This is a genomic window from Streptomyces tauricus, assembly GCF_014650955.1.
Lineage (GTDB): Bacteria > Actinomycetota > Actinomycetes > Streptomycetales > Streptomycetaceae > Streptomyces > Streptomyces tauricus.
The window spans coordinates 652,497-677,673 of record NZ_BMVY01000001.1 but is presented as its reverse complement, the minus strand read 5'-3'; the positions used below and the strand labels follow the sequence as shown (position 1 = coordinate 677,673).

At 67.2% G+C, this 25,177-nt stretch carries 24 protein-coding genes and 2 pseudogenes; 15 read left to right on the top strand and 11 right to left on the bottom strand.

What is annotated here, in order from left to right; all coding sequences use genetic code 11:
* The first annotated feature begins 508 nt into the window (after positions 1-508).
* On the top strand, positions 509-1,342 hold the full coding sequence (locus IE278_RS02795) for an SDR family oxidoreductase (protein WP_189769049.1): 834 nt from the start codon (positions 509-511) through the stop codon (positions 1,340-1,342).
* A gap of 291 nt (positions 1,343-1,633) precedes the next feature.
* Here the strand turns inward: IE278_RS02795 and IE278_RS02790 are convergent, their stop codons facing one another.
* Entirely contained in the window at positions 1,634-2,086 is a 453-nt protein-coding gene (locus IE278_RS02790) for a winged helix-turn-helix transcriptional regulator (protein WP_189768304.1), read from the bottom strand.
* An 88-nt stretch (positions 2,087-2,174) separates the two neighbouring features.
* On the opposite strand from IE278_RS02790, the gene IE278_RS02785 reads away from it, so the two are divergent.
* Both IE278_RS02785 and IE278_RS02780 read left to right on the top strand, forming a co-directional pair.
* Positions 2,175-3,461, top strand: a complete 1,287-nt coding sequence (locus IE278_RS02785; RefSeq protein WP_246569914.1) for an MFS transporter — start codon at positions 2,175-2,177, stop codon at positions 3,459-3,461.
* A 174-nt stretch (positions 3,462-3,635) separates the two neighbouring features.
* On the top strand, positions 3,636-4,904 hold the full coding sequence (locus IE278_RS02780) for a DUF6357 family protein (RefSeq protein ID WP_189768300.1): 1,269 nt from the start codon (positions 3,636-3,638) through the stop codon (positions 4,902-4,904).
* Positions 4,905-5,330: 426 nt separating this feature from the next.
* Here the strand turns inward: IE278_RS02780 and IE278_RS02775 are convergent, their stop codons facing one another.
* Positions 5,331-5,933 carry a hypothetical protein gene (locus IE278_RS02775; RefSeq protein ID WP_189768298.1) on the bottom strand — a complete coding sequence of 201 codons (603 nt, stop codon included), beginning with the start codon at positions 5,931-5,933 and terminating at the stop codon, positions 5,331-5,333.
* A 336-nt stretch (positions 5,934-6,269) separates the two neighbouring features.
* On the opposite strand from IE278_RS02775, the pseudogene IE278_RS42100 reads away from it, so the two are divergent.
* From IE278_RS42100 to IE278_RS02760, 3 genes and pseudogenes are all read left to right on the top strand, one after another.
* Positions 6,270-6,448, top strand: a pseudogene (locus IE278_RS42100) (SpoIIE family protein phosphatase); the annotation flags it as partial.
* 400 nt (positions 6,449-6,848) lie between these two features.
* Positions 6,849-7,241, top strand: coding sequence for an Imm7 family immunity protein (locus IE278_RS02765; protein ID WP_189768296.1), 393 nt, complete (start codon positions 6,849-6,851; stop codon positions 7,239-7,241).
* Positions 7,242-8,379: 1,138 nt separating this feature from the next.
* The gene (locus IE278_RS02760) at positions 8,380-8,799 is read left to right on the top strand and encodes a hypothetical protein (protein ID WP_189768294.1); all 420 of its coding nucleotides are present in this window, start codon (positions 8,380-8,382) and stop codon (positions 8,797-8,799) included.
* A 249-nt stretch (positions 8,800-9,048) separates the two neighbouring features.
* Here IE278_RS02760 and IE278_RS02755 read toward each other — a convergent pair whose 3' ends face one another.
* Positions 9,049-9,621 carry an Imm1 family immunity protein gene (locus IE278_RS02755; protein ID WP_246569776.1) on the bottom strand — a complete coding sequence of 191 codons (573 nt, stop codon included), beginning with the start codon at positions 9,619-9,621 and terminating at the stop codon, positions 9,049-9,051.
* A gap of 205 nt (positions 9,622-9,826) precedes the next feature.
* Positions 9,827-11,017 (bottom strand): FAD-dependent oxidoreductase, encoded by a 1,191-nt coding sequence (locus IE278_RS02750; protein ID WP_189768293.1) that lies wholly within the window; start codon positions 11,015-11,017, stop codon positions 9,827-9,829.
* A 314-nt stretch (positions 11,018-11,331) separates the two neighbouring features.
* Here IE278_RS02750 and IE278_RS02745 point away from each other — a divergent pair, with 314 nt between their 5' ends.
* Positions 11,332-11,949 carry a TetR/AcrR family transcriptional regulator gene (locus IE278_RS02745; protein ID WP_189768291.1) on the top strand — a complete coding sequence of 206 codons (618 nt, stop codon included), beginning with the start codon at positions 11,332-11,334 and terminating at the stop codon, positions 11,947-11,949.
* Positions 11,950-12,370: 421 nt separating this feature from the next.
* Here IE278_RS02745 and IE278_RS02740 read toward each other — a convergent pair whose 3' ends face one another.
* Complete coding sequence (locus IE278_RS02740) at positions 12,371-12,532, bottom strand: hypothetical protein (protein ID WP_189768288.1); 162 nt, start codon at positions 12,530-12,532, stop codon at positions 12,371-12,373.
* Between the two features lie 292 nt (positions 12,533-12,824).
* On the opposite strand from IE278_RS02740, the gene IE278_RS02735 reads away from it, so the two are divergent.
* Both IE278_RS02735 and IE278_RS02730 read left to right on the top strand, forming a co-directional pair.
* Positions 12,825-13,199: a hypothetical protein gene (locus IE278_RS02735; RefSeq protein WP_189768286.1), complete on the top strand. Its 375-nt coding sequence runs from the start codon at positions 12,825-12,827 to the stop codon at positions 13,197-13,199.
* Positions 13,200-13,364: 165 nt separating this feature from the next.
* Entirely contained in the window at positions 13,365-13,733 is a 369-nt protein-coding gene (locus IE278_RS02730; RefSeq protein WP_189768284.1) for an ArsR/SmtB family transcription factor, read from the top strand.
* A 459-nt stretch (positions 13,734-14,192) separates the two neighbouring features.
* Here the strand turns inward: IE278_RS02730 and IE278_RS02725 are convergent, their stop codons facing one another.
* Positions 14,193-15,044: a maleylpyruvate isomerase family mycothiol-dependent enzyme gene (locus IE278_RS02725; protein ID WP_189768282.1), complete on the bottom strand. Its 852-nt coding sequence runs from the start codon at positions 15,042-15,044 to the stop codon at positions 14,193-14,195.
* 257 nt (positions 15,045-15,301) lie between these two features.
* Here IE278_RS02725 and IE278_RS02720 point away from each other — a divergent pair, with 257 nt between their 5' ends.
* A complete protein-coding gene (locus tag IE278_RS02720) occupies positions 15,302-15,703 on the top strand; it encodes an effector-associated constant component EACC1 (RefSeq protein ID WP_189768281.1) in 402 nt (133 codons plus the stop codon).
* Entirely contained in the window at positions 15,700-17,718 is a 2,019-nt protein-coding gene (locus IE278_RS02715; protein WP_189768280.1) for a caspase, EACC1-associated type, read from the top strand. Before IE278_RS02720 ends, IE278_RS02715 begins: the two co-directional genes overlap by 4 nt.
* A 123-nt stretch (positions 17,719-17,841) precedes the next feature.
* On the opposite strand, the gene IE278_RS02710 is transcribed toward IE278_RS02715, so the two are convergent.
* The 3 genes and pseudogenes from IE278_RS02710 to IE278_RS02700 all read right to left on the bottom strand — a co-directional run.
* Positions 17,842-18,807 (bottom strand): alpha/beta hydrolase family protein, encoded by a 966-nt coding sequence (locus tag IE278_RS02710; RefSeq protein WP_189768279.1) that lies wholly within the window; start codon positions 18,805-18,807, stop codon positions 17,842-17,844.
* Between the two features lie 136 nt (positions 18,808-18,943).
* On the bottom strand, positions 18,944-19,543 hold the full coding sequence (locus IE278_RS02705; RefSeq protein WP_189768278.1) for an NADPH-dependent F420 reductase: 600 nt from the start codon (positions 19,541-19,543) through the stop codon (positions 18,944-18,946).
* An 87-nt stretch (positions 19,544-19,630) separates the two neighbouring features.
* Positions 19,631-19,750, bottom strand: a pseudogene (locus IE278_RS02700) (dehydrogenase); the annotation flags it as partial.
* Positions 19,751-19,856: 106 nt separating this feature from the next.
* Between IE278_RS02700 and IE278_RS02695 the strand changes: the two are divergent.
* From IE278_RS02695 to IE278_RS02685, 3 genes are all read left to right on the top strand, one after another.
* The gene (locus IE278_RS02695) at positions 19,857-20,705 is read left to right on the top strand and encodes a LysR family transcriptional regulator (RefSeq protein ID WP_189768277.1); all 849 of its coding nucleotides are present in this window, start codon (positions 19,857-19,859) and stop codon (positions 20,703-20,705) included.
* 216 nt (positions 20,706-20,921) lie between these two features.
* Positions 20,922-21,104, top strand: coding sequence for a maleylpyruvate isomerase N-terminal domain-containing protein (locus IE278_RS02690; RefSeq protein WP_189768276.1), 183 nt, complete (start codon positions 20,922-20,924; stop codon positions 21,102-21,104).
* 326 nt (positions 21,105-21,430) lie between these two features.
* The gene (locus IE278_RS02685) at positions 21,431-22,168 is read left to right on the top strand and encodes a dienelactone hydrolase family protein (RefSeq protein WP_189768274.1); all 738 of its coding nucleotides are present in this window, start codon (positions 21,431-21,433) and stop codon (positions 22,166-22,168) included.
* Between the two features lie 179 nt (positions 22,169-22,347).
* On the opposite strand, the gene IE278_RS02680 is transcribed toward IE278_RS02685, so the two are convergent.
* Positions 22,348-22,935 (bottom strand): hypothetical protein, encoded by a 588-nt coding sequence (locus tag IE278_RS02680; protein ID WP_246569774.1) that lies wholly within the window; start codon positions 22,933-22,935, stop codon positions 22,348-22,350.
* A 41-nt stretch (positions 22,936-22,976) separates the two neighbouring features.
* Entirely contained in the window at positions 22,977-24,308 is a 1,332-nt protein-coding gene (locus tag IE278_RS02675; protein WP_189768272.1) for an MFS transporter, read from the bottom strand.
* Between the two features lie 55 nt (positions 24,309-24,363).
* Between IE278_RS02675 and IE278_RS02670 the strand changes: the two genes are divergently transcribed.
* A complete protein-coding gene (locus IE278_RS02670; RefSeq protein WP_189768269.1) occupies positions 24,364-25,125 on the top strand; it encodes a helix-turn-helix transcriptional regulator in 762 nt (253 codons plus the stop codon).
* The last annotated feature ends 52 nt before the right edge of the window (positions 25,126-25,177 follow it).

The following is a 25,177-nucleotide window of genomic DNA, read 5'->3' as shown; positions in this document are numbered from 1 at the left end:
GTGCGCATGATCGGGCAATGGTCGGTAAACCACCCCAAGAGGCGGCAACACGGGCCTCTCGTTGACGTGTCAGCGTGGCGAGCCCAGGGTCCCGGTGGGTGGCGCCCCCGTGGCGTGCCGGCCAAGAGCCTTGTCGATCACGCGAAGCTGCAAGGCGGCCGCCCACCTCGTGGAGCGCGCTGGCTGGGGGACGGTTTGCGGCCGTGCGATGAACGACGCGGAGGCACGCCCCGACCCGCCGGCCCCAGGCACTTCTCAGGGCCGACTCACCGCGGCGACGGATAGTTGATGCCCCGGTCACCGCACCGGACGGCGCGAACCGCACGGGCAGCCAGGAGCCTCGCCGCGTTCCCGCACGGCACAGCGGTCGACAGGTCAACAGGGCGTCAGGGCGTCGTCTTCGGGTCGCTCCGTCTCGCGGGCATAGCCAGACGTCTTCTTGACCTGAAGCATGATTGAGGTTCTAGCGTGTCGCCTACTCGATCATCTGACGATGGGAGACACGCTCGTGATCCTGGTGACCGGAGCCACTGGAAACATAGGCAGTGCCCTGCTCAAGGAGCTGCACGCACGTGGCGTCGGACCGCTGAGAGGACTCACCCGTGATGCCGCACGGGCCGTCTTCCCCCAGGGGGTCGAGGCTGTGGAGGGCGACTTCGCAGAGCCGGTGTCGTTGAAGCCCGCACTGGAGGGGGTGCGTTCGCTGTTTCTTGTGTCGCGCCTGGGCTCGGACGCCGACATTCTCGAAGCCGCCCGGCAGGCAGGGGTGGAGCACGTCGTACTGGTGTCGTCCATCACCGTCCAGACCCACCCGCACCTCGGCCCCGCCGACGAGAACCGGGCGGTGGAGCAACTGCTCAAGGAAACCGGAATGGCCTGGACGATCCTGCGGCCGACACAGTTCGCGTCGAACGCCATGATGTGGGCTGCGTCCATCCGTGACCGCGAGACCGTCCGCGCGCCGTACGCCGAGACCGCGCTGCCGACCATCCATCCCGCGGACATCGCATCGGTGGCACGGGTGGCACTGACCGAGCCCGGCCACCACGGACGTACGTATGCCTTGACCGGGCCGGAGCCGATAACCGCCCGACAGCAGGTCGAGGCCATCGCGGCGGTACTGGGTCGGGAGGTTCCCTTCGCCGAGATCAGCCGTCGACAGGCCCACGCGCAGATGGTCGCGGTCTTCGGGGTTGTGGCCGCGGACGCGGTACTGGACGTCACTGGTGGAGACGTGAACCCCGAGCTGCTGATGGTGCGCGACACGGTTTCCCAGGTCACCGCAACGCCGGCTCGCCCGTTCCGGCAGTGGGCTTCGGAGAACGCCGACGCCTTCCGTTGATCCGCCAGGGCCTGCGGGAATCCGCGCCGCCTTCAACCACACCCGCTGGCACAGCCGTTGACGGAGACGGCCGCCGAGCTCTACCGCGACCGCGACCGCATGCCGCCCCTGACTTACGTATTCACGGAACTGTGGCCAGAACCCTGGATCCTGGATCTCCCCACGCAGTGCTCGGGTTGTCCTCAGAGTTGCTCCGTTTGAAACCCAGGTAAGTCCTCGCCAACCAGCGGGCGGGTGACGCAGTGGGGATTCCACTCCAGCGACGTGTGGGCGCCGGGTCTCCGGCGCAGATCACTGGGTGGAAACCTTGTGGACGGTGGTGTCGTCGGGGTTCAGCCGTTGCCCATCCGCGGAGAGCACTTCCAGCGGGCGGAGGGGCTGTCCCTGCCGACGGTCGACCAACTGCGAGTGGGGTTCGTCGGGGGCGAAGAAGTTCTGTTCGCCCCACTGCCGCAGCGCCACGATGACGGGGAAGAGCGCCTCGCCCTTCGGAGTCAGTACGTACTCGCGGTAGGCGCTGCCGTCCGAGGCGGGGACGGATTCAAGAACACCGCCATCGACCAGAGTGCGCAGTCGCGTGGCGAGGATGTTCTTCGCCACGCCGAGGCTGCGCTGGAACTCCCCGAAGCGCCGGCTTCCGTCGAAGGCGTCTCGCACAATCAGCAGCGACCACCAGTCGCCGATCGCGTCCACCGACCGGGCAACGGGACAGTCGCTGTCGTCGAAGCGCGTCCTGGTCACCATGGCATCCCTCTTCCTCGACGGTTGCAACATGCTACCAAAATAGTTACGGTCATGGCCGGTGGCAAGTTGCAACCAAATGCGCGGAGGAGTGCTGGTGCCCGGCAAAGGTGAGGCTGTGACTCGACGGATCGATCACCGCAGCAGGGAGGGCTCCGAGGTCGTCCTGCCCCGTGGCGTCGTCATACTGTTCGCCGTCGCCTGCGGGGCCGCAGTGGCCAACGTCTACTTCTCCCAGCCGCTGTTGGTGACCATGGGCCACGACCTGGCCATGAGCCCGGCGCTCGTCGGCAGCGTGGTCACCCTCACGCAGGTCGGCTACGGGCTGGGACTCTTCTTGCTCGTACCGCTGGGCGACGTGGCCGACCGCAGACGGCTCATCGTCACCCAACTACTCCTCCTCGTGGTGGCGCTGGCCGTCGTAGCCACCGCCCACACGGCAGCGATCCTGCTCGCGGGCATGGCCGCGGTGGGACTTCTCGCGGTCGTCACGCAAACTCTGATGGCTTTCGCCGCATCACTGGCCCCTCCCGCCGAACGCGGACGGGTCGTCGGTCTGGTCACCAGCGGAGTGGTCATCGGAATCCTGCTCGCCCGCACCGTATCCGGCCTCCTGGCCGATCTCGCGGGCTGGCGCTCCGTCTACCTCGTCTCAGCGTCGCTCACCGCGCTGCTCACCCTGGTCCTGTACCGCGTACTGCCACACCACAGTGACGCGCCACCGACGATCCTGCGCTACGGACAACTCCTGCGCTCCACGATCACCCTGTTCGCAACGGAACGACTGCTGCGGCTCCGAGCCTTGTTCGGTTTGCTGATCTTCGCCGCCTTCAGCACGCTGTGGAGCAGCATCGCGCTGCCCCTCAGCGAGGCCCCGTATTTCCTGTCCCACAGCGCGATCGGGGCCCTGGGACTGATCGGTGTCGTCGGCGCCCTGGCCGCGACCGCCGCCGGCCGCCTCAATGACCGCGGACTCTCCCGGCAAACCACCGGCATCGCCCTGGCACTGCTCACCGCCTCGTGGCTCCCCTTGTCCTTCACCCGCAACTCGCTCTGGACCCTGATCGTCGGGGTGATCCTTCTCGACCTCGCTGTACAGGCGGTCCACGTCACCAACCAGACCCTGATCTACGCGCTGCACCCGGACGCGGGCAGCCGACTGATCGGCGGATACATGGTCTTCTACTCGATCGGCAGCGCCATCGGCGCCATCGCCGCGACCTTCCTCTACACGCTGGCCGGCTGGGGCGCGGTATGCGTACTGGGTTCCGCGTTCAGCTGCCTGGGGCTCGCCCTGTGGGCCTTCACGCGACACACCATCCCGGACCCCGCTGCCGGGGGTGCCTCTCGCAGTAACGACCCGCACCCCACCAGGTGAGCGATAAGGCGAGTGTCTGACGGACTGCCCTCGGGCCGGGCCCCGAACGAGCAGAGCCTCGACATCGAATTCGCACGGTGGTCGTGAACCGAGTGGCCGCGAACGGATCGAGCGGGATGAGGCTGCAACATCGCCGTGCTGCCAGCCCGTGCCGTTCCAGGAAAGACTGAATCCATGAGCGACATCGTTTTCACGCGCAAAAGCGGCTGGATCCCGAACGTGATACGCGAGGACGGCGAACTGAAGCTGAGGCTCGGTGCCGGAGCCGACGCCAACCACGCGCCTCGCACGTTCACGTTCTCGATCAGCGAAGCCCATCTTGCGGTGATCCGGGAGGACCTGGCCAGACACCTGCTGCTGTGGAGTGCGGTCCTTCCCCTGTGCGACGCCGCCGGAACCCGAGGCCGGCTCGACGAGAACGCTGCCGCCGCGCTCCTGGACCCGATCCTCCTCGCCGCGCCCGCGGACGTCGACGCGCTCTTCCGGCGCATCCGATGGGACAGGATCCGGCTCATCGCCCACGGGGCCGACATCGGGCTGCTTAAGCACGGTCAGGTGTACGCGGCGATGCGCGCGGCGACAGAGACGTCGAACGAGAAACGGACTCAGGAGTACCACGCGGACCGCCGTCGCGCCCAGCGCGGAGCTGTACTCGGTCCACTGGACGCCGCGATGCTGCGGTACACGGGCCAGTATCTGCACGGCGCGACGGTTCCGAGGCGGATGCCTGATGCCGTCGCCCCCGCGCTGCTGCCCGAGGTCATGCGGGTGATCGCCACTGCGGAGCAGGCGTGCGCCGGGATGCGGATCGGCCGCGATCCGCGACGGGGAAAGCGCGCCACGGACAAGCGCGACTGGGAACGGATGCAGACCACCGTCGAAGCGGCCGTGCGCCGTGCGCACCCTGAACTCGTCGATGACGCGGTACGTACCGTGAGCTTCCTGATGTGCTCGGAGGCGGCGAACCGTTCTAGGAACGCGCCCATGGAGGAAGACGAGGAGACCGCCGGCCACCTCGCCGACTTCGGCGGAAGTACGAGCAGGACGGTCCTGTCGTTCACCGACGACAAGGGCGTCGAGAAGAAGTGGCAACGGGACAGTCCCCGCACTGCCGCCGCGGAGTTCTGGGAGTTCGTCGGCGATCGCTCTGCCGCCGACAACGAAGTGTTCACCATCGAGGACGAGGAGATGGGCGAAGGGATCCAGCTCCACTTCTACGCGGACTCCATCGCCCGGATCACGACACTGCGCGCAGGCGAAGGCGGGTCGGATCCGGAGTATCGGGTCGAGTACGGCCTGGTCGACGGGATCAGCGGGTACCGGAACCTGGTGAGCATCTTCGTCCGCGGCGGCTACGCCGCACTCGAACAACACGGCCCCTGGATGTCGGACGTCGCCGAGTTCGAGCGCGCACGCCGACAGCGCAACGCCCGGGAGTCATAGCAGAAACTTACGCACGCGCCGCCTTACCGTGCTTGGTGTTGTGGCGGCGCTTCCACCGCTTGGGCCCAAACCCCGACACGGTACGCGGACGGATCCACCCGCGCCTAGACACACCTCGTGGGTCCGCGGCACAAACATCCCCTTCGGCTTGACCCGGCCGGCCGAGGCCTACATGTCCCGCTCGAAGACTGGGAATTCACCCAGAAGAGAAGGCATCCTCGCAGCCCTTGGTTGCATGGAACCCGGAGCAGCCGCAGCGTCACCGCGCCCCCTCATCCAACCTCAGCGGGGCCCATCACGGTTGGATCGCCGCAGCGTTGGACGACCGGACCCCGCTGACGAATCGCGGTCAGGCTTCCGGCTCCGTCCTCGATGAGTCCTTAACCCAGGTCGGCGAGTCGGCTACGTGCCCGAGATCGGAGCCGGTCAGCTCGTACGGCTCGCCAAGGGGGCAGGAAGTAACCCCTTCCCCCCCATCGCGCGAATGGTGAAACGTTCGCCTGGAAAGAGCGCGAGGAGCGCTACTTGAGAGATGAGCGGCTTATGGATCAGGCTGCGTCCAGCGTCAGCATCTGGTGACGCGCTCTCGATTTCCAGATGGCTGACTTCCTTATCCACGAGCAATTCAATGAAGCGCAGCAGTTCATATCCATCGTCGGCTTGAGGTCGGCCCGTGAACAAATCCGTCTCGGATTCACCGAACACCACCAAGGACCTACCGCTCAGAATTTCCGTGATGTCCCGGGCGTTGGTCGGATCGATTCCCACGGCGCCACCGGAGAGGTGTTCGGATGCTGTCCAGCTTGCGTCATCCAGTTGGGTCGAGAAGTAGAGCTCTTCGGCGAAGCAGGCGTCTTTGCGCCGGTGAGAAAGGAGGACAAAGCCGAGACCGTCGCGTATGCATGTGTCGACGACGGCGCCCGTGGACGTACTGTCGCGGCGGGTAGGCAGGGCGCGCGGTGCGGCAGCACCCAGCGTGTGCTTGGCCGTCAGAGCCGCGCGGGCGAGTTCTGCCAGATTCTTAGGCATCCTGATCCTTGCGCGAATACGGTTGTTTCATGGAAGCGACCAGAGCCGGGGTGACCCACCCCTGTGGGGGGCCACCCGGATATGTCACGTACTCATGTGGTGATCATGATACGTGACGCCGGATTACGCGCTGGCCTTACAGATGGAGGAGACGGAGGCCATGAAACCGTTCCACCCGAGAACGATGCCGTTGCCGTGGGTCACGATTCTCATTCCGGATTTCACTTGGATGTCGCAGTGACCTCCTATCTATTCTTCCAGGGCGTGTATCAGCTGGCCTTGCCCTGAAGTTTGCCCATCTTCCCCTTGCCCGCTGTCCGCCGAACGCACGCGGCCGTGGGCTGGTTCGTCTTCCCGGACGCATCGACGCTACTGCTGAGCACCGACGGACTCACCGAAACCCGCGCAGCCAACGGCACCTTCTATACCGTCGACGGGCGACTGACGAACCATCCCGGCCCCTCGGCCACTCCCCCACCGAGCTGCCGCAGGCACTGCACGAAGACGCCCGCGCATCACCGCCGGCGGAAGTCAGGACGACCTCGCCGCCCTGCCGCCCTGCCACAGGACCGGTATCAACTCAGCGTGTTCAGTGACGCATTGCGTGGCCCGACGGCCACCGCACTCCTCGTCCTCCCCACCGGTGGCTCTTCCTCACGGAGCACGCGGTATTGTCCGCGCTCGCCGAGAGGGAAGTCATGACGTGGGCCGATACCGCCGCACACACAAGATCCACCGGTCGGGAGGCCTTCGGCGAACGGGTTCGGCGCAATGGTGCACAGTCAGAAGCTGTCCGTACGCCTGTCGGCGGGCCTCACCAGGCATACGGATGCGCCGGCTTGCGCGCTAAGGAATGTTCGGCGGATCATGCTGCGACCGGCACGGTGTAGCAGGCCATCTCACTACGATCACGGCATGTTTGAATACCACGGTTGGATTACCGTCCGGGAGACCGTAGCTGATGGCGACGATGCCCGTCTTCGACAGATCGTCGATGAGCTTCGGCTTCACATCGCCCAGATGGACAGTCCGTACTTGCTTGAGCTTCGGTGGATGAACGGCGAACCGTTCATCCACCTCGGCGGCTGCTCCAATCACCGCTCGTCGCCTGACGTTGCCGAACTGTTCGAGCATGTGGCTGTGGTTGCCCCTGGTTCCTATGGGCTCCTCCACGTTCGCGACGACGAAGAACCAGACCATGAAAACGAGGTACGCGTGCTCAGGCTCGTTCGGGGTGTGGTCACGCAGCATACGGAGGCGCTGCTGTCTCCCTGCATCCCAACAGTGGAAGATCCCTTCACCGACTGACACGTCTGCGGCGCATCATCGATCCGCTCACCACAGCGTCTGCGCCTCGGCACGGCCCGTACCCCGCTCCGGTGAGGCCACCCACGGCCTCGCCTCGGAAACCGGAAGCCAGCGGCGACTTAGCGAACGGGCAGCCTCGCCTGTCCGAACTGATGGAGTTCTTCTCCTGATGACCGCCGCCGGTACGTCGTCGGCTGCCAGGACCGGACCATCAAGATTGCCGGTGCAGGCAGCGGGGCACCCCGGCTGCTCCCATTCCGTGGAGAACTCACCTCCAATTTCGATCTGACCACCGTCCACAAGGGCTCGCACCACCGAGGGGCTCGGTCATGGCTCACTACCGTCCATCAACGCGGCTCCGCACGAGTGGTCCTGCCCGCGAACTGCGATGCGCGCTCTCGGCGCGACGCGTGCGATACCGCGAGAACGCGGGCGGCTTCAGCCGCTGGAAACTGCGCGTCATCGAACCGGCCGGACCTTCCGAAAGTATCCAACGCAGAACTCCGAAGGGAAGCGCGGGCCACTACTCCTTCGGCACCAGTGGTGGCATCCATGGCACGCACCCTGCGCTGGTCCCCAGCCGAACGCGACCACCTGTACCGACTGGCACAGCTCGCCCCTCCGGCGGATGGTGCGCCTCGACGAGATCTGTCTGAATGCTCAAGGACGAGCTCCGTCCCCGCATCGGTGTGCCGGACTTCGACGTAGTCAGGGCCCGCCCCCCCGAGACATCCACAGAGTCCTGGCCTTGCCAGTGATGTCAGTGCGTCGTGCCAGAGTGACGGTGCCCGGCGGTGTCCGTCACCTCGAAGCCGATGCTGCCGCCGGGCGCCCCTCCTCCGACCGAGTGATGCGCGCAACCGGAACCGAAACGATGTGGCGCCGAAGCCACCGATGGCGGCCAGGTCAGATCCATACCTTGTGCTCTACGGCGAAGCACGGCCATGGCTGCCAGGCGGCAGGCGTCTGTCGACGTTCCCGCAGGTCCCGAGCCCACTGCACGCCCGAGAAGGGTTTCCGCCGTCAGATTCTACGCCGTGGCTGACATGCACCTTTCACGAATGGTCCCAAATGGTCATGCTGGACCCGTTCGGTTGCGGTGGACGGACCACCGGCCGGACGGGGGATTCAGATGAGAATGAGTTCGGCGCTGGCTGCAGCCGCCCTGACCATCGGACTCAGCTTGGCCACCACCATCCCTGCGGGAGCCGCCGAAACCACGGCTCCCGGCCCTCGACCCACGGTCGCAGGCAAGGGCGAAGGCGATGTCTCCATCAAACGCGCCTTCACCACCTGGGCCACGAACGTGAACGTGCGCCACAACAACAGCAACTTCGCCGCCTGTAACAACTCGCCGTCCGTGGCCAACTGTCCGAACGTCGAGGGACAGGTGAACCCGGGCGTCTCCTTCGAGGCCTGGTGCCAGAAGATCGGCAGCCAGACAGTGGGCGGCAACCCGTATTGGGTCTATGTCATCCTGCCCAACTTCGACGGCTGGATGGCCAGCTACTACGTCGACTACCCGGACAACGTGCTCCCGGACACCCCGTTCTGCTAGGACTGGACCGGTCGGTCAAGTGACTACTTCTCTGTCCGGCGCGTTGAAGTGGCAATGGGCCGGCGACCACGTCAACGCCGCCTGATCCGCCGCACGTTGATCGGCAGGAAGAACTGAACCGGTGGTGGGACCGGGCCCGGCATGGGCCCGGTCCCACCACCTGCCACGCAGAGAACGGCTGTCCGGGCCTCGGCGAACGTGGTCTGCTTCACGCCGCCGTCGCGTGTCACGTCTAAACCATTTCTGTTCTTACACTGACTGCTCAAGACGCTGCCACGGCAGACATTCTGGCCGCGCGCCCGTTCGCGATCGGCAAAACTCCTCGACGGCTTCGCGGACCAGCTTCACCGGGATTGCCGCCTCTGGTGGGTAGTACGTGGGGTTCCCCGGATCCGAAATCAGTCTCGGATCGAAGGGCAGAGGGGTCGAGACTCCCGAAGTCCATACAGATCGGGTGACGTCATTTTCAGGCGATCCCTCCGGAATGTTTGCCGTCCACCACTTCAACGCCCCATACCCGTTTCGGTTGTTCACCGAAACATACATGTAGTTGTTGGGCCATCTCTCATTGCTCTCTTCCGGATACTTACCCTTGACGATACTGAGCACAGCCCTCTCGGGAATGATCTCGAAGCCATCTGGAGTTCGCCCTTCTTGGATGAGCTCACTCATGATGTGATCAATAAGTGAACCCACCTCCCGCTCGGTGCGGGCATAGAACTCCCCTGCGTGCGTACCACCAAGCACGATCATCTTGCTCGTCACCTGTTGCGCGTTCCCTTCAGCATCTTCGGTTCCGTCATACCCGATCAATGCACCCACATGACCTGATCCTCGTGCGGCCCCGGGGGCCAGGGAGCAGCCGGGCGTCTCCAGCACGACTTGCGAGCTTCGTACGCGAGGCCCGCTCCGAGTTCAGCGTCCGTCCGAGGGAGGCCGGACGGCCGTGAACGGCAGGGAAAGAATCATGGACTTGGCCATGCCGGACAGGGTTCAGCGGTCTCATCGCCACCGCCGGCCTTGTAGGTCAGGTTCCGTCGATCTGCCTCTGTTCCTGGAGTTTCTGCTGCAGGGCGCGGGCCTCGTCCTGGCCGTCGGGCTGCTCGTCCACTTCTAGGAGGAAGTCGGCGCCGCCGACGAGTGCCTCGGCCAGGTCGGTGGAGCGTGGGAGCATGACCTTCTCGTAGGCACGGACAGCTTCGTCGACGGTGGGGTGGGTGGCCAGGGCGAGAGCGAGGTCGTGGGCGTCGAGCATGGCCAGGTTGACGCCGACGCCGATCGGCGGCATGAGGTGTGCGGCGTCGCCGAGCAGGGTCACTGTGGGCACGTGGTCCCAGGTGTGCGGTGCCGGAAGGACGAACAGCGGCCGGTCGGCGTAGGGACCGTCGTTGTTGCTGATCATTTGCCGCATGCGGGGTGCCCATTCGGCGAACTCGTCCAACAGGTGGTCGCGGATACCGGCGGTGTCCTCTGCGCTCAGACCGGACGCGGTGATCCAGTCGGCCGGGGCGCGCCGGATGATGTAGACGCGGATGTGCCCACCGCTGTTGCGCTGGGCGAACAGCGCGCGCTCGCCGTCGGTTGCGGTCGCGCTGCCGCTGCCGACCAGAGCTGAGAGATCGGCGTGACGGTTTTCGACGTCGTCGAACCATGCTTCCGTGAAGGTGACTCCGGAGTAGGCAGGGACGGCTGCTGAGACGGCCGGTCGGACCCGGGAGAACGCGCCGTCCGCTCCGATGACCAGATCCGTCTCGATACTCGTTCCGTCGGTGAAGTGCAGCGTCCGTGGCCCGTCCGCGGGGCCGGCGACGGAGGCGAGGGCGCGGCCCCACTGCACCGTGCCCGGCGCGAGGGAGTTGAGGAGCAGGTCACGCAGCTGGCCGCGGTCGATCTCCGGCTTGTGGAGGTCGTCCTCGTCGGGTACCTGATCGAGCAGGATGTTGCCGGCGGTGTCCCAGCGGCGCATCTGCTGTCCTTCCGGACGCGCCAGTTTCCAGAACTGTCCGATCAGGCCCGCCTCGCGCAGGGCGAGTTGACCGTCGTCGGCGTGCAGGTCGAGGCTGCCGCCCTGATTGCGGGTGTCGGCGTTCAGGTCGCGGTCGTAGACGGTGACGCCGATGCCGTGGTTTTGCAGGATGCGGGCGCAGGTCAGCCCGCCGGGGCCGGCGCCGATGATCGAGATGCGGGGTGTGGGTGTGGGTGTCAGTGGGGTGTTCATGGTGATGTTCCGTTCGTGAGTGGCGCGGCGGTGACGTGCCGGTGCGATGTCCTGCCGGTGTCGTGTCCTACTGGCTGGTGCCGGAGGTCAGCCGGCGGTCGTGGCCGAGGTGGGCGTGCTCGCGGCGGCAGGCAGTGGGCCGGCCCGCAACAGGGCCTCACCGACTGGGCAGCCCCGCACAGTGCGGGGAGGTGACAGAGGGATGTGGTCAGGTGTGCGGTGCCTGCGACCACGTTGCTAGAAAAGCACAGCGACTCATTTAGTTCAACCGTTGCACTTTCGGAGTTGGGCAACTGAAAGATACACTGCAAGGCATGACCGACACCGAGACCGGCACCGCACCTGCGCCGATGGGGCGCCGTGAGCGCAAGAAGGCCGCCACCCGCCAAGCCATCGCCGACGCCGCGCTGCGCTTGTTCCTGGAGCGCGGGTACGACGAGGTGGGCATCCGCGAGATCGCCGACGCTGCAGATGTCTCCACCACCACGTTGTTCAAGCACTTCCCGGTCAAGGAGGCCCTCGTCCTCGACGAGGACGCCGAGCACGAGGCCCGCCTACTCGCTGCCGTACGCGAACGCTCCCAAGGCCAGTCCATCCCCGCGGCCCTGCGCGAGCACGCCCTGCGCTACCGCATGGCCGCCGCGGACGGCGACGCCCGCTTCACCGCGTTCTTCGACCTGGTCAACGGCACCCCTGCCCTGCGCGACTACGCCCAAGCCATGTGGCTGCGTCACACCGGCGCCCTGGCACAAGCCATCGCCGAGGAGAGCGGCCTGCCCGAAGCAGACCCCGCCTGCACCGCCCTCGCCCACTTCGCACTCGAAGCACCCCGAGCCGCCCGCAGCCACGAGAACCCCCGAGAAGCCGTCATCCGCGCCTTCGACCTGCTCGAAGACGGCTGGCAAGCCCTCACTCCCGCGACTGAATCCTGACGTCATGCCTCAGCACTCGAGGACCTGTTCCGCGAACGCCGACTGACAGCGCCGTGGGTGCTGTGCCCCGCCAACCGCCTACCCCGACACCGTGCGCGAGTGACTGGTCGGAGTGGTCGTCTTCTACCGCGTGGGGAGGTGGGGAGGCGCTGGACGTCGTGCGCCTCCTTGCGAGGCTGGGCGTGCAGGCAGGTACCGCAAGACGGGGCACAGACCCTCCAGCGCAAGTCGACGGGCGAGTGCTGCAGCATGCAGGAGTGGCTCGCGCACGTGCGCGCCCCGCCTCGCAAGCCCGCGCCCCTGCTGACGGTCGTCTCACCGTCACCGCCGTGACTGACGGGACCGCAGCCCAGGGGGCGTTCGCCGGGGCAGGAGCGACTGGGTCCGACCGCGGCCAGGACTGCGGTGCCGGTCCTGCGCGTCACGCGACGGCTGCTCGCCACATGACCAGCACGACCAGACCGGTCTCGTCGACGACCACCAGCGCGTCCTCGGCCGCTTCCAGCAGGCCCATGAACCGGTGTACGGCGGGCCGGTCGTGCCGGTACAAAGCGAACGTACTGCCCGTGTTCGCGTCACTCATGCCAGTTCCCCGCTCCGTTGCCCGGCGGTCCTGAAAGGTCGATGATGTCGGTGCGGTCGGGCCTCGGGGGTTCCGGTACGGGCGCGACGGGCGAGGCCCGCAGGCCCGTCACCCCGGGCATTTCCGACGATAAAACGATCGAGTACTTTCAATAAATTTCGCTTGGCTGCAACGCTCGGCTGCAATTTCACTCAACTGTGCATATGCAGCCCTTGTGCACGGGCTTGCTCCTACCGTGGCTGGCGCAACGGGGCGGGAACAGCCCGGCCCGGCACACGAACGGAGAGAAGCCATGGCCGATGTGGAGGTCTCGCTCAAAGAGCTGATGACGGGCGTGGAAGGAGCACTGGGGGCCGCTGTCGTGGATTACACCAGCGGCCTGGCCCTCGGCGTGCTGGGCGGCGGCAAGGACCTGGACCTGGATGTCGCCGCCGCCGGAAACACGGATGTCGTCCGCGCACAGATGCGGACCCTGGAGCATGTCGGCCTGGCCAGCCAGATCGAGGACATCCTCATCACCCTCGACCGGCACTACCACGTCATCCGGCTGATGAACGGACGCGGCGGAAACGGCCTGTTCCTGTACCTGGTGCTGGACAAAGCCAGGTCGAACCTGGCGATGGCACGTCACCAGCTCAAACGAGTGGAGGAAAACCTCGCTGTCTGACCCTCGTTTTCGCATGCCCTCGATGTGAAGAAATTTACAACTCTCGACATCCACACATATCCATTCCGTAGATCCCGGCGGGACGAGGTGCGACAGACTGCTCACCCAGACGGGAGCACCGAGTCCCGCCCGGCCTCATCGCCCACGCGCAGGGAGCTAACGGCTATGCAAGTGCCCCTCTACCAGGCCAAAGCCGAGTTCTTCCGCATGCTGGGCCATCCCGTACGCATCAGAGTGCTCGAACTGCTCCAACACGGCCCTCTCGCAGTGCGGGACCTCCTCGCCGACATCGAGATCGAACCGTCGAGTCTGTCCCAGCAACTGGGAGTGCTACGCCGGGCGGGCATCATCGTCTCCACCCGCCAGGGCTCCACCGTCATCTACGCCCTCGCCGGCGGCGACATCGCCGACCTCCTGAAGGCCGCACGCCGCATCCTCACCGAACTCCTCGCCGGTCAGTACGCCATCCTGACCGAGTCACCCGCCGGAACCGGAGCCTCTGCCGGCCCCGTACCGGTGGGCAAGGAATCCTGACGGCACCTTCTCCCACGGGCGAACCCCCGGCCGGCTGAGCCTTACGTGTATGTACCTTCCGGATCGCGACTGCGCAGAACGCGAACAGCCGCTGCCGGGAGGGAAGTCCCGGCAGCGGCTGCCACGAAAGCGTGGTTGTGGAGGGCGGTCGCCTACGCGGCGAAAGGCTCCATGAGGCTTCAGCCGAACGATCGTCCTCATGGGCTATAGGTGAGGCCCGGGGACACTGTCCCCTCCATAACCACACCTGCTGTAACCAGCACGCACCGCCAGATGTTCCCGGCGCGTGCACGCACTGCGACCGGACCCGTTCCGGGAGCCCGCGACTGCCCCGACGCCAGGCCGAAAGACGGCATCCACGCCCTTGTACGGATTGGCTGCCAGCCAGGTGTGAGGTATGCATGCCGTCAAGGAGGTTGCCGGCACACCGAGGCGGTGGACCTCGATACGCGGCATCCATCAGTGGACGATGGACACGATCTGGCAGGCGGCTTCGGCGATCCGGCGGTCTCCGCTGACGCGGGCCCGGGCGAGGGCAGTGCCAGGATCGATGCCGCGGGTGCAGAGTCGCCAGGCCGTCTCCGGGTCCAGCCGCACCGACGCGGTCGACCGGCCGCCGGGCGCCTCTGCCAGTGACCAGCGGTCCGCCGTGGCGGTCACGGTCCAGGTGCCGACGGCCAACTCATCGATGAGCACCTGCAGTTGCGTCCCGGAGGGCGCGGGTGTGCCACGCAGAGTGTGGGGCAAGGCCCTCATGAAGGTGTCCAGGACCGTGGACAGAGCGTTCGGTTCCGGATCGGTTTCCCGTCCGGTGGCGTGACGGATCTGCTGGCGGTGGGTCCAGTACTCGGTGAACTCCCGGGCCACGTCGAGCCACATGGGTGCCGGGTCGATCCCCGCCCAGGACACTCCCAGACCCGTCGCGTCGAGGTCGGCACCCTCGAATCGCCGGGCGACGAGGGCCCCGGCCCGTTCCAGGGCCTCGATGATCTCGGCGGGGCTGCGATCGGCGTGGAGGTCGATCCATTCCTGGTTGGCCCGGTGGATGAAGGCTTCCAGCGTCTCCCCGGAAACCGCGGCACCCTGCTGGCTCCCTGCCCTCCAGCCGAGACGGCCGTGGCAGTCGCCGAGGATGTGCACGGCAAGACCACGCACGGTCCAGCCCGGGACCGCGGTCCTGCTCCACTCATCGCGCCGCAAGCCACGCAGCAGGTCGAGGAGCGACGCCAGCTCCGGCCCGAACAGCGGGCGAGCGTCGATCGGCCGGCCCAGCCAGGCGGGGCCGGATGCGCCGTTGGACTGGACAGTCATGGTGACAGCCTGTCAGCCGGGAGGCTCAGGATGCCATCGATATTCCTCCCACCTCACGGACAGGGGGATACATGTGGGCCAGCCGCCCGTCATGCGGCCAGTAGGGCAGTCCGCACCACGCTCCGATGACCAACGTCCATCCGTCGATCGCCGGGGTGGTCACGACTGTCGGGAACCGTGTCAGCACCGGGTAGATAGTGCTGCCGGAGTTCGTCGAACCACCCCAACGAATCGGCGGATTGTGCCAGTCTGATGGTGTGCGTGAGGCAGAGGTTCCTGGGGTGGGATCGGCGGAGAAGCGGTTAGAAATCAGGTTCAGGGCGGAGGGGCGGGATCAGCAGGAAGTACTGCGGTCGCTGCTGGGCTGGTTCACGGACGACCGGTCGCTGCGCGGTCTCGTACAAGTGGAGCGGACCGTCACCGACAGGCCCGGACGCATGGGCCCGGAACTCGACTCTGTTCTGGCAGTGATCTCTACGGCGGTAGGTGTACTGCAACTGCCTCTGTCCTACCTCGCTTGGCGGCAAAGCCGCAGGTCGGCCGCACCCTCCGTCACCATCCAGGTCGTCGGCGCGGACCCTACGGAGACCGAGGCGCTGCTGCGCAGGCTCCGGGACGCGTCCCCGGGCAACGGCAGCTCCGGCGAGCCCGGAACGTGACCGCATTCAGCACCATCACGGAGCCCATCTCAGCCGAGGGCATCGACCCCAGCCGTTCGGCCTGCGTGCTGATCGGTGTGGACGACTACACGCTGCTCGACTCACTGCGCAGCGTCCGCCACAACCTCGTCGAACTACGAGCCGCGCTCACCAACGAGGAAATCTGGGGAATCCCCGAGGACCGGATCTTCACGGTGGCCAATCCGTCCGCGCCGGCCGACCTGGCCGGCCCCATCCGCGAGGCCGGGCTCCTTGCCGAGGACACGCTGATCGTCTACTACGCGGGCCACGGCCTCATCGACCGCCACGAGCAGCAACTCCTGCTCACGTTGCCCGGGTCGGTGGAAGACCAGCCGGACACCTGCGTACGGGCCGGCGACGTACGGCGCGCCATCCGTGACACGGGCCCCGCGCTGCGCCGCGTCCTGATCCTCGACTGCTGCTTCAGCGGTCAAGTGCTCACCGAGATGACCAGCGTCGACAGCGGACGGCAGGGCGGTCAAGTGGCGGTGGAGACGCTGCGCGGAGTCGAAGGCTCCTACGTCATGACCTCCGCACCGCGCGACCGGCCCTCCCACGCCCCCGATCCCAAACGCTGCACGGTCTTCACCGGTGCGTTGGTGGACGTCCTGCGACACGGGCTGCCGGACGGTCCCCCGAAGCTCGGACTGCACGCGATCTTTCAGACGGTCAAGGCGCGGATCACGGCGATGCGGCCCGAAATGCCGCAGGAGCCTCAGGACGAGGACCGTAACGGGGTCGGCAGGCTGGACTTCGTCCGCAACGTCGCCGTGCTGCCGCCTCTGGCTCCAGCGCCCGACCTCGTCACCGAGCTGCCGCGGCGGAGCCGGCTCCGCACCCTCCTGTGGTCGCTGACCGCCGGAGCGGCCGGCCTCGCCCTCGGCCTCGGCGCACCTGCCGCCGCCGACTGGTGGCAGAGAAACCATCCCGCGTCCGCGACCGGCAGTTGCGGTGGACATCTGGCTGACGCGGACGCGCCCCGTGCGGTCCTCCTGGACCACTCCGACGCGCTGAACAAGAAGAACGTCGACTACGAAGCCGTCGAAGGGCTCTCCGCGCTCGCCCTCGTCTCCGAGAGACCAGCCGGTGTCGAAGCTCTGGCGCTCGCCGACAACTCCCCCGGCCTGCTCTTTCCTCTCACCCTCGGCAGCCCCTTCGACCTGAACCCCACCGCCGACACCGCGCACACGCTGCGCCGCGCCACGGGCAAGAAGTTTCCCCAGTGGTACGACGGTGAGGGCATGGCACTCGAAGAGGGCGGCCGGACGGTACTGGTCGGCTCCGAGACCGGACCGGCCATCCGCCGCTTCGACATCGCCACCGGCAAACAGCTCGGGGCTGACTTCCCCATCCCCGAAGACCTGCGGTTCTGGCCTCAGGGCAGCGCACAGACCGGCCGCAGCATCGAGTCCCTCACCCTCTCGCCGGACGGACGGCATCTCTACGCGGGCTGGGAAGCAGCCCTGGCCAAGGACGGTGACCAGCGCGGGCGGGCCCTGATCCGTATCCAGCGCTACACCGGCGAGCCGGGTGGCGCCTACACCCCGGACAAGCAGTACGCCTATCTCGCCAGCGACGGAATGCACCTGGTGGAGCTTGTGGCCCTCAACAACAGCAACGGACTTCTCGCCTTGGAACGCGCCTACACCGCGGGCCTCGGCACAGCCGCGCGTGTCGTCCAACTGTCCCTCGATCAGGCCCGCGACGTGACCGCTGAGGACTCCCTCTACGGACTCCCCGCGGACGTCTTCGCCGACGAGACCCCCGTTCTCGACCTGGCCGCCTGTCCCGCCGGCGGCCCCGGGGCAGTCGCCACACCCGCTTCGAACCACAGCAACCCTCTGATGGACAACGTCGAAGGCATGGCTCTGGGCAAGGAATGGAGCACCGGCCGCTACAAGGGCTGGCGCCCCCTCTACCTGATCTCCGACGACAACGGCAGCGGCGACCAGATCACCCGGTTGTACTCGCTGGCGGTGCGGCTGAACCCGTAGCGGACCACACGCCCCGGGTACCTCAGCGACGGACATGCTGCCAGGGCCGCTTTCCGCGAGTACACCGACGATCCGGTCTCCCCTTCCCCCTTCCCTTCCCCTTCCGGACTCAGTTCACCGTGGCTACCTCACTTCGACGCGACCCCATGGCGTGGGCTGGGCGGCCAGGGCCGCGCATGCATCGGTCCAGGCGGGGTCGCTCGGGTCAAACGCACTGCGGAGGTAGGCCCAGATGAGTGCCCGCAGCGCGGCTACGCGTTCGGGGTTCTCGTCGGTGGTTTCGGCTGCGTCGTATCCCGAGACGCCGCCGAGTATGTGCTCGGCTTCGAACAGGGTGAGCAGCGTCTTGTTCTGGCCCGGACTCCGCCAGTAGGCGTCCGCGCGCCAGGTCTTGCGCTCGCTGAACACCGGGTTGTAGTCATTCTCACCGACGACCACGAGAGCCTGCTCGGTCATCTGCGAAAAAGTCGTCCCGCCCAGTTCGGGGAAGCGTTCCGAGGCCGGCGCCGCGAGATCCTCACCCGCACCCGGGCCTGCCATGACGACACTGGCCGTGATCCGCTCATCGCGCAGGTCGAAGACGGTGCCGTCGCGAGGGTCGGTCACGGTCATGCCGGAGAGCATCCCGACGGTGTGACCTCCCATCGAATGCCCCACCGCTGCGATCTTCGTCCGGTCCATCCGGCCGCCCAGTCCCGGCACGGTCGATTCGATGTCCTCAAGGTGGTCGAGGATGAAGTGCATGTCCTCCACCCGCGCACGCCAGAACAGCGGGGCGCCGGCCGACACGTCATCGCGCAACCCCAGGCCGGGGAAGTCCAGGTGACTGGGCTGCAGGACGATGAATCCGTGCGCGGCCCAGAAGTTGGCAAGTGGACCGTAGCCGTTGAGAGAGGCGAGGAAGTTCGATGCGCCATGGCCGTGGGAGAACAGGATGACGGGCAGGTTCTCCCCACCGACCGGTGCGGAGACTTTGATCTCCAACGGAGCCGGACGGCCCGGGACGTTGAACGTCACCGGGCTGTACGTGACGACGGGCTGGGCGGCGTTGACGGGCAGGCCGGCGGTTTCGGTGAACGGAGTGCTCATGATGATGGTCCTGACTGGTTCTGAAAGTGGACGTGTTCTCGCGAGTACGTAGATGCGTGGGTACGTGGCTATTCAGCGGTACGCGCGAATGGGCGGGCCGGGGCGTCGGGCACCCGAGTTCCGGGGCATTCGGTCGTCACCGGGAGATGGAGAGGTTGAAATTCGCGGTGCCCAGGGACCGGGCGGTCGCGAAGAACAACGGTGCGGCGTGCTCGGTGGCCAGAGCGGTCTCGACGCCGCCCAGGTCGAGGATGGAATCGCGGGGCCATCCCAGGTCAGCCAGCAGGTCGGTGACGACGGTCTTGGCCGCGGCGTCGTCGCCGCTGACGAAGGCGGTCGCCTGCGGGAGGGAGGCAAGCGGGTCGACCATGATGGTGAAGTTCATCGTGTTGAGCGTCTTCACCACCCGCGTCCGCGGGAACCGCTTCTGCACCTGCTGGGCCACGCTGTCGCCGGGATAGGCCATCGTCATCTGCGGCGTGAACGCGGCCGACGGGTCCAGCACCACCTTCTCGCCGAGGACGTCTTCCCCGATCTCCTCCAGAGTGGTGACGACTTCGGTGCCAGGCAGCGCGGTGACTATCACGTCGGCGGAGGCAACGGCTTCACGGTGGGTGAACATCCCTTTCTCACCGGCACGCGTGCGCGATCCGTAGACGACCTGATGACCGGCGGAGGACAGCCGGGTGCCGAGTGCCGTGCCGACCTTGCCGGTGCCGAGGACTGCGATGTTCATGAACTTCTTCCTGTGGGGTGGTTGTCCGGTTCTTCAGTGGCGTCACTGGCATCTCACCAAGGGATGACGCCCGCGGCCTCGAAGAAGTCGCGTCCGGTCGCGGGCACCGACTCCGACGCTGTAGCCCAGCGTGCCCAGTCCGGCCGCGATCTCGTAGCCGATGCCCTTGTTCGCCCCGGTCACCAGAGCGGTTTTGCTTGCGGTCATGTCAGGAATGCTGCGGCCGGACCGGATGCGGCGTCCAACACCGCCTGGGTCTTGAGCGATACCGTAGAAGTATCGATGAAGAACGATTCGCGAGTAGCCTGATCGGGTGGAGACCCGGGAGTTGCACTACTTCATCGCCGTCGCCGAAGAGCTTCACTTCGGCCGAGCGGCCCAGCGCCTGGGCATCGCCCAGCCGCCGCTGTCGCGCGCCATCAGCCAGCTGGAACGCCGACTGGGCGCCGCGCTGCTTCAGCGCACCAGCCGTTCGGTGACCTTGACTGAAGCCGGGACCGTCCTGCTGCACGAAGGGCGCGTGGCTCTGGACGCGGTGGAGGCCGCGGAGCACCGCACCCGACGCGCCGCCCTCGCCGCGGCCGGTGAGCCAAGCATCGTCCTGGCCACCAAAGCCGGCGCCTCCAGCCAAATACTGGCGAAACTGCTGCACGCCTACGCCGCCGAACCAGGTTCCGTGCGCGTCGACGTCATGCTCTGCGGTCCCGGCGAACAGGTACGGCTCCTGCGCAGCGGCCGGGCGGACGTGGCGATCCTCCACCAGCCCTTCGACGACACCGCGGGTTTCGACACCGAAGAACTCCTCACCGAGGGGCAGATCGCGGTCCTGCCGGCCGGGCACACACTCACCACCAGCGAGGACCTGCGCCTCGACGACCTGACCGATGTGCCGGATCTACCGGCACCCCGCTGGCCCGGACCTGACGGAACCTACGCGGCCGGGCCCGGCCCCGAGGCGCAGAGTCATACGCAACTGCTGCAACTCGTCGCCCTCGGTCGGACGTTGATGACGGTACTGGATTCCTGTCGCCCGCAACTGGGTGACGACGTGGTCGCCGTGCCGATCGTGGACGCGCCGGCGGTCACCACGGTGATCGCCTGGCCCCCGCACAGTCGTATCCGCGCCGTCGCCGACCTCGTACGGACCGCGGTCAGTCTCTGAGTTCGGCCTCCTGCCTCTGGTCGTCACCCTCGGCTCGGTCGGCCTGGAGGTGAAGACCCTCGGCTGACCCGCCCGCCTCAAGGCGGTCGGCTACGAAGTCGAGTCGGTCGTCGCGGACGGCGAGCAGAGACGGTCCGGTCGCGACGCCGTCGCTCGGCTTTCGTTCGGTTCCGTTCCGTTCGGGGAAGGCGGAAGATCATTACGTACCGTGCCGCCATGACGAATCCATCCCTGCGCTTGATTCCCGATGCCATCGACCGCTTCGGCTCACGAGTCCATGCGGTCGACGGCCACCAACGGGGCGACTCAACTCCGTGCGCCGAGTGGACCGTTCGGGATCTCGTCAAACACTTGGTCGGGTCTGACCTACGCGCGCGCCGACGCCGGCAGGATGGCTGAGCTGGGAATCATCGCTGCTGCGGTGCGCACCTTCAGCGCCGATCCTGCCGTTCGCTTCTTTCCTTGCTGGGGCGCGACGTCTGACGGGCGCCGTCTGACGGGTAATGAGCCAACTACGGAGTGCCGAAGAGCTCGGCTCGTTCCAGACCGCCCGCAAGCGGCTGATCAGGTGGGCCATGGACGGCACTGACGTGGGGACGAGGTCTGGGACGGTTCTTGTGCGCCCTCGTCGTATGTCAGTCGTATGTCAAGGTGATACCCACGCTGCTCTGCCTGCGGCAGAACAGCGGCCGGATCGGGCTCGACGATCACTACAGTCCAGCCTCATGACGACGATTACGACGCGTTCGGTCGAGTACCCGGCCGACGGTCTGACGATGATCGGGCACCTCGCGCTCCCGGCCGGTGTCGACCGCCGGCCCGCGGTGCTGATCGGACCAGAGGGCACGGGGCTCAGCGACATCGAGCGCCGCCGGGCCGATGCTCTCGCCGAACTGGGATACATAGCACTGGCCTTCGACCTCCACGGCGGGCGCTATTTGAGCGACCCCGAGGAGATGCTGGCCCGTTGCATGCCCCTGCTCTCCGATCCCGACCGGATGCGGGGCATCGGCCATGCGGCCCTCGACGTGTTGCGCGCCGAACCGCGGACCGACTCCGACCGGATCGCCGTCGTCGGCTACGGAACCGGGGGCGCCGTCGGGCTGGAACTCGGGCGCGACGGCGTCAACCTGCGCGCGATCGGGACGGTCAACGCCCTGATCACGGGCCGACCGGGCGAGGCAGCGCGCATTCGGTGCCCGGTGTGGGCCGGGGTCGGGTCGGAGGACCCGATCATGCCGCCCGCTCAACGGGACGCGTTCACCGCTGAGATGCAGGCCGCGGGCGTCGACTGGCGCCTCGTGGTCTACGGCGGCGCCTTGCATGCCTTCCATCACCCCACGGTCGACCACGTCGTGCTTCCCGGGGTCGGTTATCACCCTCAGCACGCGCAGCGCGCCTGGCGGGACGTCGTCGACCTGCTCGCCGAGTGTCTGCCCGTGACGGAGGGTCTGGGGGCATGACCCAGGCGCACGTGCCGGCACCAGGCTTGGTCGGCGTCATGCCTGGGACACCTCACCCAGACACCGGCGCCGCCCGGGCCACCGGCTGGCCGCCCACCGGTATTCCTTGATCGTGTTGTCGGGGACGTTGGGTCCTCCGAGCACGCCCGCACGCCTCAGGAGCCAGGTCGAGAGCAGCTCTAGGAGAGATCGCCGAGGCCAAGCGCGTGTTCTTTGAGGAACGCGCCCGCATGAGCCGCCGCCTCTTCCGCGGTCGCGTAGCGCGGCCCATCGACGGCTGTGCCGGATGTGCCGTCAGCACCCCTACCCGTCCAGCTCCAGTCGCCGGCAGGCGTCCGCACCAGCTCAGCAGTGCCTCCGAAAAGTGCAAGCTCGCGTTTGTCCGCCGACGCGGGGGCCGGACGACTGACGGCGTCGGGCCACTTCTTGCGGGCACCCTGCCGGGTGATGCCCCAGACAGCTCCCAACTGCTCGTAACTTGCTCCGTACGAACCAGCGGTTGCTGCCGCCTGCCCAGCCAGCCGTCTGACCTCGATATCCACCACCTTCCAAGCGGCCAGGACGGACAGCGCCACTTCGACAGGATCCGCTTCCCACATACGGTCCGCGGACATCCCGCTCTCACGGGATCGGATAGCCGAGGCCAGGGGATTCAGGGCGTCGTACAGGGCCTTGTCGAGCTCTACCTGCTCTTCTTCGGTGATCCCAGAGACCATCATGCGACAACCATAGTTACCGATGCCCTGGATGTAAACCAGAGTTTCCATGCCGCAGCCGTTGCACTTCCGCCGCATCGGAGAGACACGTTCTAGCTCTGCCGAGCCCCGTGGTCGGCGTGCGTCGCGGTCACGTCGTAGCGCCAGAACGGTCGCACCAGCAGCGCTCCGCCGAGGACGACGACGAGGCACAGCAGCGAGCTGCCGCTCCATGCGAGGCCGAGGCCGGTGGCCGAGGCCATTGCACCTGCGCGGAGGTCGCCGAGGCGGGGCCCGCCCGCGACGACGACGGTGAAGACACCCTGCAGACGACCGCGCAGGGCATCGGGCGTGTAGGTCTGCAGGATCGTCTGGCGGTAGACCGCGCTGACCAGGTCCGCCGCACCGGCCGCCGCCAGCAGGACCACGGCGGCCACGAGATGGTGGACCGTGCCCGCGAGGGCGACGGCCGCCGACCAGACGGCCACCGCGAGAGCCAGCGCCCGCCCCTGACGGCGTACCCGGCCGATCCATCCGCTGAAGAGTCCGGCCGCGACCGAGCCGATCGCGATGGCCGAGTACAGCAGGCCCGCTCCCCCGTGGAACCGCAACTCCGCCGCTTCCGGGAAAAGGGCGGTCGGCATGGCCAGTGTCATGGCTGCGATGTCGACCGCGAAGGACATCCACAGCACAGGGGCGGCCGCGATGAAGCGCAGCCCGTCCAGGACCGGTCGCAGTCCGCCGGCAGCAATCCGCGTACCGCTCGGCTTGACCGGAGGGAGGCGGAACGTCGAGTACAACAGGAGGGAGAACAGCAGGGCATCGGCACCGTAGGCCCAGCAGTAGCCGTTCGGCAGGGAGATCAGGGCGCCGGCCACCAGCGGTCCGGCGATCTGCCCGACGTTGCCGGCGGTGAAGTACAACGTGTTCGCGGCGGGCACCAGGTGGGTGGGGACTACCCGGGGGATGATCGCGCCGCGAGCCGCGGACGACATGGCGAACGCGCCGGCCTGGACGGCCACCAGAAGCAGGATCAGCGGTACCGATCGCAGCGCCGCGACGGCCTGGAACAGCAGCGCCAGCGTCGTCGCCCAGGTGACGAACGCCGACGCCAGGTACAGCACGCGGCGGTCGAACCGGTCCGCGACGACTCCCCCGTACAGACCGAAGACCACGAGCGGCACGAGTCCCGCCAGTCCGGTCAGGCCCACGGACAGGGACGACTGCGACAGCGCGTAGACCTGCACGGGGATGGTGACTCCCGTGACCATGGTCCCGATGTACGCCGCGCTCTGCCCGATGAGCAGGCGCCGGAAGACCGGATGTGCCAGAGGGCGGGTGTCGAGTGCGGCGCCACGCAGACCGGAGGTGATGCGTGTTTTCAGCGGGTACGGGGCGGCGGAGGGGCGGTAGTCGGGGGGCGGGGTCTGCGGCGTCGTGGGCATGGTCGTCACGCTCGCAGGGCCGTACGGTGTGTCGCTTCCGTTATTCTGCCGTCGTATGTCGGAAAACGGTCAGACGGCGGAGACGGACACGGAGCCCAGGGACTCCACCCACGCACATCTCGCGGGCGAGGTCATCGGGCGCCATCAGCACGGCTACCACCAGCTCCTGTACGTCAGCGCCGGTGTCCTGGCGGTCCAGACGGGCGAGGCGTCCTGGGTGGCGTCCAGCGCACGCGCCATGTGGATCCCGGCGGGGACCTGGCACCAGCACCGGGTGCACGGACACAGTTCCGTGCACACCCTCGGTTTCCCCCTCCATGACGTCCTGCTCGACTCCGGGACGCCGGTCGTCGTGGCCGTGGACGCCCTGGTCCGCGAACTGATCATCGCGTGCAGTGAACCGTCCCTCCCCCTGCCGGAGGCGAACCGCCTCCGTGCCGTCCTGCGGGACCGGTTGCGGCGCGCGCTCATCGAGCCGTTGACGCTGCCCGTGCCCGGCAACCCTCTCTTGCGGCAGGCCTGTGCGCTGGTGGCCGACGATCTGCAACACCCGCGCACCGCAGTCTGGTTGGCGAAGCGCATCGGGGTGAGCGAGCGCACCCTGGCCCGGCTGTTCAGGACCGAGTTGGGCATGACGTATCCGCAGTGGAGGACCAATGTGCGGGTCTTCCACGCCATGGTGCTGTTGGCGGAGGGTGCCAACGTCAGCGAGACGGGACGGCGATGCGGGTGGGCGACAACCAGCGCCTTTATCGACACGTTCAACCGCACCATGGGACAGACGCCGGGGGCCTACCGCACCGAGTCCGGCGCGTAAGGCACACGCTGACGAGGGCCCCCGACCAGCACACGGCCGGGGGCCCTCCATG

Excerpts from the sequence above, each read along its gene's own strand:
- IE278_RS02790 (WP_189768304.1), bottom strand. The coding sequence starts at position 2,086 with ATGGTGACCAGGACGCGCTTCGACGACAGCGACTGTCCCGTTGCCCGG.
- IE278_RS02680 (WP_246569774.1), bottom strand. The coding sequence starts at position 22,935 with ATGGAAACTCTGGTTTACATCCAGGGCATCGGTAACTATGGTTGTCGC.
- IE278_RS02670 (WP_189768269.1), top strand. The coding sequence starts at position 24,364 with ATGTCGGAAAACGGTCAGACGGCGGAGACGGACACGGAGCCCAGGGAC.
- IE278_RS02710 (WP_189768279.1), bottom strand. The coding sequence starts at position 18,807 with ATGAGCACTCCGTTCACCGAAACCGCCGGCCTGCCCGTCAACGCCGCC.
- IE278_RS02760 (WP_189768294.1), top strand. The coding sequence starts at position 8,380 with ATGAGTTCGGCGCTGGCTGCAGCCGCCCTGACCATCGGACTCAGCTTG.
- IE278_RS02745 (WP_189768291.1), top strand. The coding sequence starts at position 11,332 with ATGACCGACACCGAGACCGGCACCGCACCTGCGCCGATGGGGCGCCGT.
- IE278_RS02690 (WP_189768276.1), top strand. The coding sequence starts at position 20,922 with ATGACGAATCCATCCCTGCGCTTGATTCCCGATGCCATCGACCGCTTC.
- IE278_RS02705 (WP_189768278.1), bottom strand. The coding sequence starts at position 19,543 with ATGAACATCGCAGTCCTCGGCACCGGCAAGGTCGGCACGGCACTCGGC.
- IE278_RS02780 (WP_189768300.1), top strand. The coding sequence starts at position 3,636 with ATGAGCGACATCGTTTTCACGCGCAAAAGCGGCTGGATCCCGAACGTG.
- IE278_RS02725 (WP_189768282.1), bottom strand. The coding sequence starts at position 15,044 with ATGACTGTCCAGTCCAACGGCGCATCCGGCCCCGCCTGGCTGGGCCGG.
- IE278_RS02735 (WP_189768286.1), top strand. The coding sequence starts at position 12,825 with ATGGCCGATGTGGAGGTCTCGCTCAAAGAGCTGATGACGGGCGTGGAA.
- IE278_RS02765 (WP_189768296.1), top strand. The coding sequence starts at position 6,849 with ATGTTTGAATACCACGGTTGGATTACCGTCCGGGAGACCGTAGCTGAT.
- IE278_RS02750 (WP_189768293.1), bottom strand. The coding sequence starts at position 11,017 with ATGAACACCCCACTGACACCCACACCCACACCCCGCATCTCGATCATC.
- IE278_RS02730 (WP_189768284.1), top strand. The coding sequence starts at position 13,365 with ATGCAAGTGCCCCTCTACCAGGCCAAAGCCGAGTTCTTCCGCATGCTG.
- IE278_RS02675 (WP_189768272.1), bottom strand. The coding sequence starts at position 24,308 with ATGCCCACGACGCCGCAGACCCCGCCCCCCGACTACCGCCCCTCCGCC.
- IE278_RS02740 (WP_189768288.1), bottom strand. The coding sequence starts at position 12,532 with ATGAGTGACGCGAACACGGGCAGTACGTTCGCTTTGTACCGGCACGAC.
- IE278_RS02775 (WP_189768298.1), bottom strand. The coding sequence starts at position 5,933 with ATGCCTAAGAATCTGGCAGAACTCGCCCGCGCGGCTCTGACGGCCAAG.
- IE278_RS02685 (WP_189768274.1), top strand. The coding sequence starts at position 21,431 with ATGACGACGATTACGACGCGTTCGGTCGAGTACCCGGCCGACGGTCTG.